Origin of the sequence: Frigoribacterium sp. MEB024 (assembly GCF_000878135.1) — a bacterium.
Classification (GTDB): domain Bacteria; phylum Actinomycetota; class Actinomycetes; order Actinomycetales; family Microbacteriaceae; genus Frigoribacterium.
In genome coordinates this window covers 36,992-51,470 of sequence record NZ_JXQZ01000016.1, presented here as the reverse complement: position 1 = coordinate 51,470, position 14,479 = coordinate 36,992, and the positions used below count along the sequence as shown (strand labels likewise).

Sequence of the window (14,479 nt, the reverse complement as noted above, 5' to 3'; positions counted from 1 at the left end):
GTCGCCCGACCCGGGGCCCGGGCACGCCGTCGGGTCCGCGGCCGACGCCGGCATCCCCGGGTGTCGGCCCGCGCCTCCTGCGCTCGTGGCGCTCGACCGGCGGACGGCGACGCACGGCGACGCTGACGCTGGTCGTGGTGGCCGTCGTCGTCGCGATCGTCGCCCTCGGCATCGGCGACTACCCGCTCAGCCCTCCCGAGGTCGTGCGGGCCCTGTTCGGCGGCGACGGGTTCGCCTCGACCATCGTGCTGAACTGGCGGCTGCCGCGCGTCCTCGCGGCCCTCGTCTTCGGCGCCGCCCTCGGCGTCTCGGGCACGATCTTCCAGTCGTTGACCCGCAACCCGCTGGGCTCGCCCGACGTGATCGGCTTCTCGACCGGCGCCTACACCGGGGCGATCGTCGTCATCGTGTCGGGTGCGGCCTCGACGATCGGCACGGCGGCCGGAGCCCTGACCGGCGGGCTCGTGACCGCGTTGGTGGTCTACCTGCTCGCCTACCGCCGCGGCGTGCACGGGCTGCGGCTGATCATCGTGGGCATCGGCGTCACCGCCCTGCTGCACTCGGTCAACAGCTGGTTGCTGCTGCGCGCCCAGACCGAGGTCGCGCTGACCGCGTCGTTCTGGGGGGCCGGCTCGCTCGCGCTCGTCGGCTGGAAGCAGCTCGTCCCGGCGCTCGTGCTGCTCGTCGTGCTGACCCCGCTCGTCATGGGGTTGTCACGGCCGCTGCGCCAGCTCGAACTCGGCGACGACGCCGCCCGGTCGCACGGCCTCGGCGCCGAACGGTCCCGCCTGGCGCTCGTCGTGGTCGGCGTCGCGCTGACCGCCGTGGTCACCGCCAGCACCGGGCCGATCGCGTTCGTGGCCCTGGCCGCGCCGCAGCTGGCCCGCCGCCTGGTGCGGTCGGCCGGGGTGCCGCTCGTCGCGGGCGGGCTCGTCGGCGGGGTGCTGCTGCTCGTCGCCGACCTGGTCGCCCAGCACGTGGCCGCCAACCCGGTGCCGGTCGGCCTCGTCACCCTCGTGATCGGCGGGGTCTACCTGATCACGCTGCTCGTCTCGGAATCCCGGAGGTCCGCGTGAACGCCGACGCCACCCGCCCGCCCGCACCCGACGCGACCGGTGCGCCCGACACGACCGGTGCGCCCGACGCCGCCCGCGCCTCCGACGGGGCCCGCGCCTCCCGCCTCGTCGCCCGCGGAGCACACCTCGCCTACGACCGCCGGACGGTGAGCGAGGCCGTCGACGCCGACGTGCGCGACGGCTCGTTCACGGTCATCGTCGGGCCGAACGCCTGCGGGAAGTCGACCTTGCTGAGGGCCTTCGCGCGCCTCCTGAAGCCCCGGTCGGGGTCGGTCCTGCTCGACGGACGCGAGCTCGCGGGCGTGCCGGCGAAAGAGGTGGCGCGCATCGTCGGGTTGCTGCCCCAGACCTCGACCGCGCCCGACGGCATCACGGTCGCCGAACTCGTCTCGCGTGGCCGCTACCCGCACCAAGGGCTCTTCCGGCAGTGGACCGCGAACGACCGCGAGGCCGTGGACGCCGCCCTGGTCGAGACCGACCTGACCGAGCTGGTCGACGTACCGGTCGACGAACTGTCGGGCGGGCAGCGCCAGCGCGTGTGGGTCGCGATGGCGCTCGCGCAGCAGACCCCGGTGCTGCTGCTCGACGAGCCGACGACCTACCTCGACATCGCGCACCAGTACGACCTGCTCGACCTCTTCGCCCGGCTGCACGGGCAGGGCACGACCGTGGTCGCGGTGCTGCACGACCTCAACCAGGCCGCGCGGTACGCGACCGACCTGATCGTGATGGCCGACGGCGACGTCGTCGCGACGGGAACCCCGGCCGAGGTGCTGACCGAGCAGCTGGTGACCGACGTGTTCGACCTGCCCTGCGTCGTCGTGCCGGACCCCGTGACCGGGTCGCCGATGGTCGTGCCGCGCCGCCGCTGAGGCCGGGTGGGCACCCGGGGTGCCGGCGAGCAGGATGGACCCATGAAGATCGAACTCGACGGCACCACCGCACTCGTCACCGGATCGACCCAGGGCATCGGCTTCGCGATCGCCCGGGGGCTGGCAGCAGCCGGGGCCCGCGTCATCGTGAACGGACGCTCGACCGAGACCACGGACGCGGCCCGGGCGCGCCTCCTCGAATCGTTGGCGAGCGACGCCGACTTCGCGGCCCTCGACGACGAGACCCAGGAGGCGCGGGTCGTCACGCTCGCGGCCGACCTGGCCACCGAGGCGGGCGCCCGGGCAGCGGTCGCGGCCTTCCCCGAGGTCGACGTGCTCGTGAACAACCTCGGTGTCTTCGGATCGGCCGACGCCCTGAGCATCGACGACGACGAGTGGCGGCGGTACTTCGAGACGAACGTGCTGTCGGCCGTGCGGCTGACGCGGGCCTACCTGCCCGGCATGATGCAGCGCGGCTGGGGTCGCGTGCAGTACATCGCGAGCGACTCGGCGATCGTGACGCCGGTCGAGATGATCCACTACGGGGTGTCGAAGACGGCGCTGCTGGGGGTGTCGCGGGGGTTCGCGAAGGCGGCGGCGGGTTCGGGCGTGACGGTCAACAGCGTCGTCGCCGGGCCGACGCACACGGGTGGCGTCGAGGAGTTCGTGCGCGAGCTGGTCGGCGACGACCTGCCCTGGGAGGAGGCCCAGCACGAGTTCATGCTGAAGCACCGGCCGCAGTCGCTCATCCAGCGACTGATCGAGCCGGAGGAGATCGCCAACATGGTGGTCTACCTCAGCTCGCGCCTCGCCTCGGCGACGACGGGCGGGGCACTGCGGGTCGACGGCGGCTACGTCGACGCGATCGTCCCGTAGGGCCGGCAGCGATGTCGCACCACCGATGTGCTGTCGAACCACGCACATCGGCGGTTCGACACCACATCGGTGGTGCGACCCCGGGCCAAAGGGTGCGGAACGGACGCTTCGTCGTCGAGCGCGTCCTCGCGGCGAACCTGCAGATCGGCCCCCGGCAGACCGTGCCGGGGGCCGTGGTCTCGGAGCCCGGGCTGCGTTCGCCGGGCTCGGGCTAGCGGGTGCGGGCGGCGGGACGTCCGCCGCGACCACGACGGTCGGCACGCGGGGCACGGGAGGGCAGCACCGCCGCGACCAGGAAGAAGACGATGCCGAAGATGACGACGATCGACCCGATGACCATGAGGGCGATGATGACGGTTTCCATCCGCCCATCCTCCCGGGCGGGCGGGGCGCGCACAAGGCGCGACTGCTGAGCATCCGCCGCCCGCGCCTCCTCGGGGTACGCCTCCCAGCGTGCCGACCACCGTCCTCGGGCAGACAGTCGTACCACCGGCACGGTCCGCACGCCCTCTTTCGGCCCGATGTCGGCGGCCGGACGTAGCGTCGTCCTAGTCGGGACGACGGGGGACGTCGCCCGGCACCACGTCTTCTCCGAGGAGTCCGAGTGACCAGCGACACCACCACACGCCCCACCCTGTTCTGCCTGCACGCGCTCGGCATGAGCCGGCTCGAGTACGGTCCCGTCACAGACTCGCTCGGCGACGACTTCGAGGTGGTCGCCCTCGACCTGCCCGGCTTCGGCGACGCCTCCACGGTCGACGGCGTGACCGTCGACGACATGGTCCGTCAGGTCACCCGGCAGATCCGGCGCCACGGCGCCACCCGCTGGCTGCTCGTCGGCCACAGCATGGGCGGCAAGATCGCCTCGATCGTCGCCGCTCGCACGCTCGCCGGGCAGGGCGGCCTCTTCGGTCTCGCCGGGGTCGTGCTGCTCGCGGCGTCCCCGCCGTCACCCGAACCGATGAGCGAGTCGAACCGCGATCAGATGATCGCCGCGGCCGCCGACGGCCCGCTCGACGCCGACACGACCCGCTCCTTCGTCGACGACAACGTGGGCGCCCCGTTGCCCGCCGTGCTCGACGACCAGGCCCTCGCCGACCTGCACCGCACCTCCCCCGAGGCGTGGACCGCCTGGTTCGACCGCGGCAGCCGCGAGGACTGGTCGGCCGAGGTCGGCACCCTCGACCTGCCCGCCCTGATCGTCGCCGGTGGCGCCGACGGGCCGCTGGGCGAGGACGCCCAGCGCCGCCTCAACGGTGCCGTCTACCCGCGCGCCACGCACCTCACCCTCGACGGCGCCGGCCACCTGTTGCCGCTCGAGCGCCCGACCGAGGTCGCTGCGGCCGTCCTCGACTTCTGGCGCGACGACGCGGGGCGGGCTCCGGTCATGTCGGACGACTTCGCCCGCGTCATCGCGTCGAGCCGCACCGCCTCGAACACCCGCGGCATCCTCGCCCGGCGCGCCGTCGCCGACGACCCGCGATACGCCCCGCAGGTGCTGACCGAGGCGCAGCTGACCACGTTGCGTGCCGTGGCCTCCCGCGTCGTGCCGCAGGACGACCCCACACACGCGATCGACCTCGCCGCACGGGTCGACGCCCAGCTCGCCGCCGGCTACGGCGACGGCTGGCGCAACGCCGACCTGCCGAGCGACCCCGAGGCCTACGCGCTGGGCCTCGACGCCCTCGCCGACTTCACCGGCGTGACGGACGAGCAGCAGGACGAGCGGCTCGCCGCGATCGTCGCGGGCGATCCCGACGACGCCCTCGGCACCGTCGGCGACAGCGGTGGCGGCGACTCGCACCACGGCGGCGACCAGGACGACGCCGGCCTGACCGGCGGCACCCCCGGGGGGACGGGGCAGCCCAGCGCCGACGAGGCGCATCCGTTCTCGGTCGAGCAGCTCACCGCGTGGTTCGAGGACTGCCGCGTCGACCTGGTCAAGCTCTGGCTCGCCCACCCCGCGACGATGGAACGCATCGGCTTCGACGGTTTCGCGAACGGCCGTGCCGGTCGCGCCCTGCAAGGATTCAGCCGGCTCGGTGCCGGCCAACGAGAGGGCTGGGAACCAGCCATGGAGGTCACCCGATGAAGCTCGACGGACAACGCACGTACGACGAGTCCGAGGTCGTCGACGCGGTCGTGATCGGCACCGGCGCCGGCGGCGCCCCGATCCTCGCCAAGCTCGCCCTGCAGGGGCTCACGGTCGTCGCCCTCGAAGCCGGCCCGAACTTCGAGCCCGACGAGTACACGCAGGACGAGATCGAGGCCGTCAAGATCAACTGGATGGACGAGCGCCTCAGCGGCGGCGAGACCCCGACCGCCTTCGGCCAGAACAACAGCGGCAAGGGCGTCGGCGGTTCGACCCTGCACTGGGGTGCGTTCACGCCCCGCCCCGACGAGCGCGATCTCAAGCTGAAGTCGCTGACCGGCAAGGGCGAGGACTGGCCGGTCGACCACGCCGAGCTGATCGGGTACATCGAAGAGGTCGAGCACTTCGTCGGCGTCTCCGGGCCGGCCGACTACCCGTGGGACCCGTCGCGTTCGTACCTGATGCCGCCGCCCGCCCGCAACGCGTCGAGCGACATGATGATCCGCGGCTGCGAGGCCCTCGGCATCCGGGCCACGGATGCCCCCGCCGCCCTGGTCAGCCGTGACTGGCGCCAGGAGCACGTCGGCACCCGCCCGGCCTGCGTCGGTTGCGGCAGCTGCCACCAGGGCTGCCGCAGCGGCGCCAAGGTCAGCATGGACACCAGCTACCTGCCGATGGCCGTCGCGAACGGGGCCGAGATCCGCCCCGAGTCGATGGTCACGGGCATCGAGCTCGACGACGCCGGTGAGGTGTCGGCCGTGGTCTACGTCCGCGACGGGGTCGAGCACCGCCAGCGCACCGCCGCGCTCTTCCTCTGCGCGGGCGGCGTCGAGACGCCGCGCCTGCTGCTGCACGCCGGCATCGCCAACAGCAGCGACCAGGTCGGCCGCAACTTCATGGCCCACGGGGCCACCCAGGTCTGGGGCACCTTCGACACCGAGATGCGCGGCTACCGCGGGTACCCGTCGTCGATCATCACCGAAGACACCATGCGGCCCGAGGGCGTCGACTTCGTCGGCGGCTACCTGATCCAGAGCCTCGGCGCGATGCCGTTGACGCTGGCCACGACCCTGGCGCGCGGCGCCGGCCTCTGGGGCCCCGAACTCGTGAAGGCGCTCGACGACTACCGCTTCATGGCCGGCGTCGGCATCAACGCCGAGTGCCTGCCGAGCGAGCAGAACCGCCTGACGCTGTCCGACGAGGTCGACGAGTTCGGCATGCCCAAGGTCGTCGTCACCTTCACGCCGGGCGAGAACGAGAAGGCGATCGACGACCACGCCGTCGAGACGATGACCGCGATCGTCGAGGCAGCCGGGGGCCGTGACATCCGCGTGCTGGCCCGCACGGCGCACACGATCGGCACCTGCCGCATGGGCACCGATCCGACGACGGCCGTGGTCGACCCCGACGGACGCAGCTTCGACGTGCCCAACCTCTGGATCGCCGACAACTCGGTCTTCCCGAGCGCCGTCGTCGCCAACCCCGCACTGACGATCATGGCCCTCGGCCTGCGCACCGCCGACCGCTTCCTGGCGAGCGCCGGGCTGACGGGCACCGTCGCCGGCGAGCGCGTCGGCGCGGACGTCTCGCGCGTGGTCGACGCGGCCTGAGCCGCCCGACCCGACCCGCGCCTCCTGAGCCCCGAGCCCAGGAGGCGCGGGTCTCGTCGGCGAGGAACGCCCCCTGGCGCCGTCGGTCGGCTGGTCGGGGTCGTCCTCCCGGCGCGCGGCGTGGTCCCCGAGACGGACGCGGCCCGTCGGGCCGGTTCGTAGGCTCGAGACATGGCCTCTCCCACGCTGCACCGGGCGATCGCGGCATCGGTGGCGACCGTCGTCGTCGCGTGCGGCCTCACGTCGTGCTTCTTCGCCGAACCACCGCCCGAGGGGTCCGAGGAGTCCCTGGCCGAGCTCGCCGATCGGATCGCAGCCGTCGACGGTGTCGCCTCGGTCGAGACCCGCCTGCAGCAGCGTGACGCGAAGGACGACCCCTTCACCTGGGACGCCTACGTCGAGGTCACCGCGGACGGCCCCGACCTGGCGGTCGCCACCCTCGTCGACGGCGTGGTGGGCGACGGCGTCACGGGCACCACCCTCGACATCGACCTCGACGTCCCCGGCGGTCCGGGCCTCGCCCCGGTCACCGTCGATCCGACGTCGGAGGTCCAGGTCGGACTGGCGGGCGACCTGCGCGGCGAGAGCACCCTGGCCTCCGTCGACACTACCCGCTACGCCTACTCGGCGGTCGTCGCGCCTGGGAACTCGTTCGCGGACGCTGCGGCGGCGGTCCAGCCGCACCTCGGCACGGCCGGCCCGACCTTCGCCCTCCACCTCGACCAGGCGACGACCACGACGTCCGTCCCTTCGTCGGTGGCCCTGAGCCCCACCTCGCCGGCACCGACGATGCTCGCGACGATCGACGCGGTGCTGGCGCTCGACGGCGTCACCGGACTGGCCTTCACCCCCGGTGACGTCACCGCGAGCAGTCGACCGTCGCTCGACGTCTCGACCTACGAGCCCGACACGGTGCTCGCCGTCCTGCGGGGTGCGGCCGACGAGCAGGCCGACGCCGGGGTCGCCCGCCGGACCGAGTTCTGGGTGCGGAAGCCTCGGGCGACCACCCCGGAGACCGGCTGGATCGGCCTGCCGCTCGGCGCACCCGAGCCCGACGACGGTCCGGAGCCCCAGCCGGGTGACATCGGTGAGAGCCCGTTCGTCAACGAGGGCCCGCTCGCCGAACTGCCCGAGCAGGAGGCCGCCGTGCGCGCCTACGTCGAGGCATCCGTGGCGGCGACGGGAGTGCCGGCCGAGGTCGAGACCAGGCGCGAACTGTGCGAGACCGAGTACGGCACCCGGGTGGTCGGCTCGGTGCTCGTGCCGGTGTTCACCGTCCACGACGACGCACAGGGCCCGTTCGACGCCGTCGTCGACGGCTGGTCGGCCGACGGGTTCCACCAGGCCGGTCGCGCCATGGGCCGGGACTACTGGTCCGCGCCTCCGGGCCGTCCCGACGGCATCGAGTCGGCGAGCATCCGCGGCACGGCCGACGGCTTGTCGTTCGGCGTCCAGACCGGGTGCCTCCCGTGACCCCGCCCGTCGAGTGGTCGAGAAACGTCCCTCCCGCTGTGCCGGAGGACGGTTCGCGACCACTCGACCCGCGGGCCCGACGCTCGGGGGATGCTCGACGACTGCGGGCGGTGACGGCGGTCGCGGCGGCGGCGACCGTCGCCCTCGGCGTCGTCGCGAAGCTGGCCGTGCCCGGGCTGGCAGGCGACCTGCTCGGCTCGGCGCTCTACACGGTGCTGCTCGCCCTGCTGCTCGCGCTCGTCGCCCCGCGCCTGCCCGCCCTCGTCACGACCGGGGCTGCCACCGTGGCGTCGGTCGGGGTCGAGCTGCTCCAGCTGACCGGGCTGCCCGCCGCCGCCTCGGCCGCGGTCCCACCCGCGGCGTGGGTGCTCGGCTCGACGTTCACGCCGACCGACCTGCTCGGGTACCTGGCCGGGGGCGTCGCGGGGCTCGTGCTGCTCCGGGTGCTGCACCGCGCCTCCTGACGCCCGGACCCCGGGAGGCGCGGGTCGAGTGGGCAGGACACGTCCTTCGTCGAGGCGGGAAGGACGTCTTCTGCCCACTCGACCGGCGCGAGAGCCAGGGCCAGAGCCGGGGCCAGGGCCGGCGCCGGGGCGTCAGCTCGCCGAGGCCCGCCCGCGCCAGAGCAGCCAGACGAAGTACGGCGTGCCGATGACGGCGGTCAGCAGGCCGGCGCCGAGCTGTGCCGGGGCGATCAGGGTGCGGCCGAGCACGTCGGCGGCGCAGACCAGCACCGCGCCGAGCAGCACGGCCACGGGCAGCACCCGCGCGTGCCGCCGTCCGACCAGCGACCGGGCGGCGTGCGGGGCGACGAGCCCGACGAATCCGACCACGCCCACGGCGGCCACGGCCGTCGCCGTGAGCAGCACGGCGAGCGACAGGAAGACCAGGCGCGACCGCGAGAGCGAGACCCCGAGGAGGCGCGGGGTGTCGTCGTCCACCCCGAGCAGGTCGAGGCGGCGGCGCAGCAGCACGACCACGACGAGGGCGGCCACGAGCACCAGCGACACCGGCAGCGCGTCGTCCAGCCGGCGTCCGTAGGTCGAACCCGACAACCAGGTCAGTGCCTTCGCACCGTTGAACGGGTCGGTCAGGACGATCAGCAGGCTGATCGCCGCCGCCGTCGCCGTCGAGACGCCGATGCCGATCAACACGAGCCGGTTCTGCGGGAAGCCACCCCGGGAGGCGAGGCCGAACACGACCACGGCCGCCACGACGGCTCCGGCGAACGCCGCGCCGGCGATGCCCCAGCCGGTCGCGAGCGGCACGGTGGTGACGAGCAGCACGGCCCCGAGGCCGGCTCCGCCCGTCACGCCGAGGATGCCCGGCTCGGCGAGCGGGTTGCGCGTCACGGCCTGCACGAGCGTGCCGGCGAGCGCCAGCGCCGCCCCCGCGGCGAGGGCGGCCACGACCCGGGGGACGCGGGTGTCGAGCACGTAGGTGACGACGCGGCCGGATCGACCGGCGACCCAGTTGGCGACGTCGCCGAGCAGCAGCTTGGCGTCACCGAGCAGCACCGAGCCGAGGACGACGGCGACGAGGGCGGCGAGCACGACCACGACGACGACCACGAACCGCAGACGGGACACCACGGGGTGCCGGTCGGTCGGTGTGACGCCGCCGTGGTCGCGGGCACGGAAGGCCAGCACGACGAGGACGACGGCCCCGAGCAGCGAGGTCACGACGCCCGTCGGCACCTGGACCGAGGTCTCGGCCCCGACCAGGGCGCGCAGCAGCACGTCGGCGCCGAGCACGAGGGCGGCGCCGGCCAGGGCCGCGAGGGGCAGGAAGACGAGGAAGCGGCGGACGGCGGGCACGGCACGACGCAGCAGCCGGACGAGGGCGGGGGCGCAGAGGCCGACGAAGCCGATCGGCCCCGCGAGGGTGACGGCGGCGGCCGAGAGCAGCACGGCGGCGAGGACGGTCACCACGCGGGTGGTGCGGACGTCGACGCCGACGCTGCGGGCGGCGTCGTCCCCGAGCGCGAGGGCGTCCACGCGGAGGTTCACCGCGACGAGCACCAGCAGGCCGACGACGATCACCGGGGCGAGCTGGACGACGCCGTCGAAGCCGTTCTGCGAGATGCTGCCCTGGCCCCAGGCGTAGAGCCCGGCGGTCTGCTGCGGGAAGAGCAGCAGGAGGGCGCTCGTCACCGAGGCGAGGCCGAGGGCGAGGGCGCTGCCGGCGAGCACGAGCCGCACGGTGCCGGCGCCCAGCCCGGACACCGCGAGCACGAGCCCCGCGGCGAGCAGCCCGCCGACGAACGCGACGCCGGACGAGGCGAGCAGGGGCAGGCTCAGGCCCGTGACGGCGGCGATCGCGAGCGCGACGTAGGCGCCGGCGTTCACGGCGAGGGTGTCGGGCGAGGCGAGCACGTTGCGGCTCATCTGTTGCAGGGCCGCCCCGGCGGCGCCGAGGGCGACGCCGACCAGCAGGCCGGCGACCATCCGCGGGAGGCGCGAGGCCACCACCACGGACGCGTCACCGGCCGTCGCGGTGCCGGTCAGTGCCTGCCAGACCTGTCGGGCGCCGACGTCGGCGGTGCCCTGCGTGACGTCCACGAGGGCGAGCACCACGACGACGGCGACCAGAGCGACCGTCACGCCCACCGACCCGAGCGTGAGCCGACGGGGGGCGGCGAGCCGCGCCTCCTGGGCTCGTGCCGCGCGGAGCGCCCACTCGTCGGGCCCGGCGGCGGGCTCGCCGAGCCGGGGCGGCGCGGGGTCGGTGGGGGTGACGGTCGTGCTCACGGTGCCGGTTACTTCGTCAGGGTCGACACCAGCGAGTCGACGTAGGCGGTCATCGCGGCGGGGCCACCGAACATCCAGATGCCGTCGTCGAGGCGGTGCACATCACCGGACTGCACGAACGGCAGCGACGTCCAGACGGCGTTCGAGGCGAGCGACACCGCGAACGGGTCGTCGGCACCGGCGGCCGTGTTGTCGATGTAGAGGAACTGCACGTCGGCGGGCAGCTGCGTGAGGCCCTCGACGTCGGTCGTGGCGAGGCCGTACGCCTCGTCGCCCTCGACGGTCCAGGCGTTCGTCAGGCCGAGCTCTTCGGTGACGTCGGCGACGAGCGAGCCCTTGGCGTAGGGGCGGATGCTGACCTGGCCGGCGTCGACGTAGCCGTCGGCGAAGGCGAAGGGCTGACCCGCGAGACCGGCGTCGGCCAGGGCCTGCTTGCCCGCCTCGACGGCGTCGGTGAACTCCTTCTTCACCTCGGTCGCCTTGTCCTCGGTGCCGGTCGCCTTGGCGATGAGGTCGAGGTTGTCCATGCTGTGCTCGATCTGGCGCGAGGCGTCGGCCGAGGTGACCTGCAGCACGGGAGCGATCTCCTTCAGCTGCTCGACGGCGTCGGCGCTCAGGCCGTCGGTCGCGACGATGAGGTCGGGCGCGAGCGACGCGACCGTGTCGAGGCTCGGTTCGCCCCGGGTGCCGATGTCGGTCGGCTCGTTGGTCAGCGGCACGGCCGAGTCCCACTCGCTGTAGCCCTTCACGTCGGCGACGCCCACGGGTTCGACGCCGAGGGCGACGAGGTCCTCGACGACGTTCCACTCGGTGCCGACGACCTTGGTCGCCGGGCCGTCGAGGGTGATCTCGGCCCCCGTGCCGTCGGTCAGGGTGATCTGCTCGCCGCTGCCCGAGGTCGAGCCGGCGTCGGCCGACTCGGTGGTGCCGCAGCCGGCGAGGGTCAGGGCCGCGGCGGCCGCGACGGCGGTGACCGTCAGCAGTCGGCGGACGGGGCGGCGGGCGACGCCGCCGGAGGTCGGGGTGTGGCGGGGCGTCGTCAGAAGGCGCTGGGTCACGGGTGGTGTCTCTCTCATCGGACGGGCGTCTCGGCCCGGGTGTGGTGTCGGCCGATCGCGCGGGTGCGCAGGTGGCCGGTGGTGGGGTCGGTGTCGACGTCGATGCGGATGCCCCAGACGTCGGTCAGGAGGCGCGGTGTCAGCACGTCCCCGGGGTCGCCCTCGGCGACGATGCGGCCCTCGCTCAGCACGACGATGCGGTCGGCGAGCGCGGCGGCCTGGTCGAGGTCGTGCAGGACGACCCCGACCGCGATGCGGCCCGAGTCGGCCAGGTCGCGCACCAGGTCGAGCAGTTCGACCTGGTAGCGCAGGTCGAGGTAGGTGGTGGGCTCGTCGAGCAACAGCACGCCCGTGTCCTGCGCGAGGCAGCTGGCGAGCCAGACGCGCTGCAGCTGGCCGCCCGAGAGCTGGTCCACGCCGCGGTCGGCGAGGTCGGCCACGCCGGTGAGCTCGAGCGCCCGGTCGACGGCGGCGGGGCCGTCGGGGTCGGAACGCCCCCAGCGGCCGCGGTGCGGATAGCGGCCGAACTCGACGACGTCGCGCACGCTGAGGCCGCCGGGGGTCGGGCGCCCCTGCGTCAGCAGCGCGACGCGCCGAGCGAACTGCCGCAGCGACAGCTCGAACCCGTCGACCGTCTCGTCGCTCGCGCTCGTGCGGTCGAGTGGTCGCGAATCGTCCTTGCCCGAGGCGCGAACGACGTTCTCGGACCACTCGACCCCCGCAGGAGGCGCGGCGAGGGTGAGCGAGCCCGTGCGCGGCTTCTGCAGCCGGGCGAGGGTGCGCAGCAGGGTCGACTTGCCGCTGCCGTTCGGGCCGACGAGGGCGGTGACGCAGCCGGGGCGCAGCTCGAGGCGGGCCCCGCGGACGACGTCGACGCCGTCGTAGGCGACCGAGACGTCGTCGGCGCGGAGGGCGGCCGAGGAGGGTGCGGTGGCCGCGAGGGGCAGGTCGGTGGTCACGTGTTTAGGTTAGCCTAACCTCACCCCGGTGCCGCAACCCGACCTCTCGACGTCGAGCCGACCCGCGCGTCCCGGTCCCCACGGAGCGGGGCTTCCGGAGGAGACGGTCGATCGGACAGTATTCAGCGGTGCTCGTCCCCGCCTCGCGTTTCATCCGCTACAGCAGCACCCTCCTCGGAGCCCTCGTCGCCGCCCTCGGGATCGTCGCGGGCCCGGGGGGATACGAGGGCCCAGCGGACATCGGCATCGTGGTCGGCATCATTTCAGGCGGCGTCGTCGGGGGTGCGGTCCTCGTGGTGCGTGCGCTCTCGCTCGGCGTCCTGTGCGAGCCAGGAGCGTTCGTGGTCCGAGGACTCTTCCGCAACCGACGCATCCCGCTCGACGCCATCCGCCGGATGCCCGGGCCGGAATCGGTGGGCACCCTGCCCTGGATCGCCTGGACGAGCCCTCGCCTGCCCTGGCGCGCCACTCCCCTGACGGCGTTCTGGGTCTCGGGGCCGTTCGCGCCGCTGGTGTCGGTCGAGCCGACCAGGGCCCTGCTCCGGCTGCACCGTCACTGGATGCACCACCGCTCGGACGGTGTGGAGGGACACCCCGTCGTGTCGTGACGCCCGCGGGGTCGATGGTGGTCTCGCCTATCGTGGTTACCGCTCCTCCGCCCGACGACGAAACGAGCCGCATGCCCTCCCGCGCCTTCTCGGCCTCCCTCGCGATCGCCGCCCTCGGGCTGGGTCTCGGCCTGGCCGCCTGCTCGACGCCCGGGGCGTCGGCACCCGCCCCGAGCCCGACCGCCACGCCGGTCCCCCTGCCCAGCCCGATCGCGGCACCCGACCTCGCGACCCCCGAGGTCGAGGCCGCACTGGCCGACCTCGAGACGCGGTACGACGCCCGGATCGGTCTGAGCGTGCTCGACACCGGCTCGGGCGCGACCCTCGACCACCGCGCCGACGAACGCTTCGGGTATGCGTCCAGCCTCAAGGCGTTCGCCGCGGCGGCCCTGCTCGACTCGACCGACGACGCCGAACTCGACCGCGTCGTCACCTGGACCCAGGCCGAGGTCGACGCCGCGGGGTACTCGCCGCTGACCAGCACGCACGTCGCCGACGGCCTCCCGCTGCGGCAGCTCGCCGAGGCGGCCGTCCGGCAGAGCGACAACACGGCGCTGAACCTGGTCCTCGCCGAGCTCGGCGGCCCGACCGGACTCGACGCCGCCCTTGCCGCGCAGGGCGACGACGTGACCGACGTCGTGCACAGCGAGCCCGAGCTCAACCGGCTCACCCCGGGCAGCACGGCCGACACGAGCACGCCCGCCGCCTTCATCGCCACCCTCGCCCGCATCACGGACGGCGACTGGCTCGCCGCCGACGACCGCGCCACCCTGCTCGAGTGGATGTCGGGCAACGCGACCGGTGACACCCTGATCCGCGCCGGCGCTCCCGACGGCTGGCAGGTCGCCGACAAGTCCGGAGGCGCGGGCGGCATCCGCAACGACGTCGCGATCGTCGTCCCCCCGTCGGGCCATCCCGTGGTGATCTCGGTCCTCACCACGCGCAACGACCCCGCCGCGAAGTACGACGACGCCCTCGTCGCCGAAGCCGCCCGCATCGCCCTCACCGCCGTCGCCGCCGCCCGCTGACCCGGCCGGCCCCGCCCCTCCTCCTCGCCCCCGTCGGCAGCACACCCCGCCACCACCTGTTCGCCCCTCGTTCACGC

General features: G+C 74.0%; 14 protein-coding genes. 10 read left to right on the top strand and 4 right to left on the bottom strand.

The genetic code is table 11. From position 1 onward, the window contains the following. From SZ60_RS04105 to SZ60_RS17775, 4 genes are all read left to right on the top strand, one after another. Positions 1–1,076: FecCD family ABC transporter permease (locus SZ60_RS04105; protein WP_369700687.1), on the top strand; the 1,076-nt coding region annotated here is incomplete at its 5' end. Beyond that, positions 1,073–1,948, top strand: a complete 876-nt coding sequence (locus SZ60_RS04100) for an ABC transporter ATP-binding protein (protein WP_043593905.1) — start codon at positions 1,073–1,075, stop codon at positions 1,946–1,948. The genes SZ60_RS04105 and SZ60_RS04100, both read left to right, overlap by 4 nt. A gap of 42 nt (positions 1,949–1,990) precedes the next feature. Then, complete coding sequence (locus tag SZ60_RS04095) at positions 1,991–2,824, top strand: SDR family NAD(P)-dependent oxidoreductase (protein WP_043593904.1); 834 nt, start codon at positions 1,991–1,993, stop codon at positions 2,822–2,824. A gap of 92 nt (positions 2,825–2,916) precedes the next feature. After that, on the top strand, positions 2,917–3,039 hold the full coding sequence (locus SZ60_RS17775) for a hypothetical protein (RefSeq protein ID WP_255349700.1): 123 nt from the start codon (positions 2,917–2,919) through the stop codon (positions 3,037–3,039). Here the strand turns inward: SZ60_RS17775 and SZ60_RS17080 are convergent. Next, positions 3,036–3,188, bottom strand: a complete 153-nt coding sequence (locus tag SZ60_RS17080) for a hypothetical protein (protein ID WP_156155479.1) — start codon at positions 3,186–3,188, stop codon at positions 3,036–3,038. The genes SZ60_RS17775 and SZ60_RS17080 overlap by 4 nt on opposite strands. A 240-nt stretch (positions 3,189–3,428) precedes the next feature. Between SZ60_RS17080 and SZ60_RS04090 the strand changes: the two genes are divergently transcribed. From SZ60_RS04090 to SZ60_RS17390, 4 genes are all read left to right on the top strand, one after another. Next, positions 3,429–4,916, top strand: coding sequence for an alpha/beta hydrolase (locus SZ60_RS04090; protein ID WP_052505145.1), 1,488 nt, complete (start codon positions 3,429–3,431; stop codon positions 4,914–4,916). Next, entirely contained in the window at positions 4,913–6,526 is a 1,614-nt protein-coding gene (locus SZ60_RS04085) for a GMC family oxidoreductase (RefSeq protein ID WP_082059854.1), read from the top strand. The genes SZ60_RS04090 and SZ60_RS04085 overlap by 4 nt, the downstream gene beginning before the upstream one ends. A 171-nt stretch (positions 6,527–6,697) precedes the next feature. Further along, entirely contained in the window at positions 6,698–7,999 is a 1,302-nt protein-coding gene (locus SZ60_RS17395) for a hypothetical protein (RefSeq protein ID WP_043593902.1), read from the top strand. A 110-nt stretch (positions 8,000–8,109) separates the two neighbouring features. Next, positions 8,110–8,463, top strand: coding sequence for a DUF2809 domain-containing protein (locus SZ60_RS17390; RefSeq protein WP_052505144.1), 354 nt, complete (start codon positions 8,110–8,112; stop codon positions 8,461–8,463). A 132-nt stretch (positions 8,464–8,595) separates the two neighbouring features. Here the strand turns inward: SZ60_RS17390 and SZ60_RS04070 are convergent, their stop codons facing one another. From SZ60_RS04070 to SZ60_RS04060, 3 genes are all read right to left on the bottom strand, one after another. Then, a complete protein-coding gene (locus SZ60_RS04070) occupies positions 8,596–10,749 on the bottom strand; it encodes an iron ABC transporter permease (RefSeq protein ID WP_082059852.1) in 2,154 nt (717 codons plus the stop codon). A gap of 8 nt (positions 10,750–10,757) precedes the next feature. Further along, entirely contained in the window at positions 10,758–11,732 is a 975-nt protein-coding gene (locus SZ60_RS04065; RefSeq protein ID WP_231567044.1) for an iron-siderophore ABC transporter substrate-binding protein, read from the bottom strand. 89 nt (positions 11,733–11,821) lie between these two features. Then, positions 11,822–12,766, bottom strand: coding sequence for an ABC transporter ATP-binding protein (locus SZ60_RS04060; protein ID WP_192118199.1), 945 nt, complete (start codon positions 12,764–12,766; stop codon positions 11,822–11,824). 128 nt (positions 12,767–12,894) lie between these two features. On the opposite strand from SZ60_RS04060, the gene SZ60_RS04055 reads away from it, so the two are divergent. Both SZ60_RS04055 and bla read left to right on the top strand, forming a co-directional pair. Next, positions 12,895–13,374, top strand: coding sequence for a hypothetical protein (locus SZ60_RS04055; RefSeq protein WP_052505143.1), 480 nt, complete (start codon positions 12,895–12,897; stop codon positions 13,372–13,374). Positions 13,375–13,445: 71 nt separating this feature from the next. Further along, positions 13,446–14,402, top strand: a complete 957-nt coding sequence (gene bla, locus SZ60_RS04050; RefSeq protein WP_043593900.1) for a class A beta-lactamase — start codon at positions 13,446–13,448, stop codon at positions 14,400–14,402. Positions 14,403–14,479 lie beyond the last annotated feature (77 nt).

Bases quoted from the DNA above. Each gene is read 5' to 3' on its own strand.
- SZ60_RS04095 (WP_043593904.1), top strand. From the start codon at position 1,991: ATGAAGATCGAACTCGACGGCACCACCGCACTCGTCACCGGATCGACC.
- SZ60_RS17080 (WP_156155479.1), bottom strand. From the start codon at position 3,188: ATGGAAACCGTCATCATCGCCCTCATGGTCATCGGGTCGATCGTCGTC.
- SZ60_RS04085 (WP_082059854.1), top strand. From the start codon at position 4,913: ATGAAGCTCGACGGACAACGCACGTACGACGAGTCCGAGGTCGTCGAC.
- SZ60_RS17395 (WP_043593902.1), top strand. From the start codon at position 6,698: ATGGCCTCTCCCACGCTGCACCGGGCGATCGCGGCATCGGTGGCGACC.
- bla (WP_043593900.1), top strand. From the start codon at position 13,446: ATGCCCTCCCGCGCCTTCTCGGCCTCCCTCGCGATCGCCGCCCTCGGG.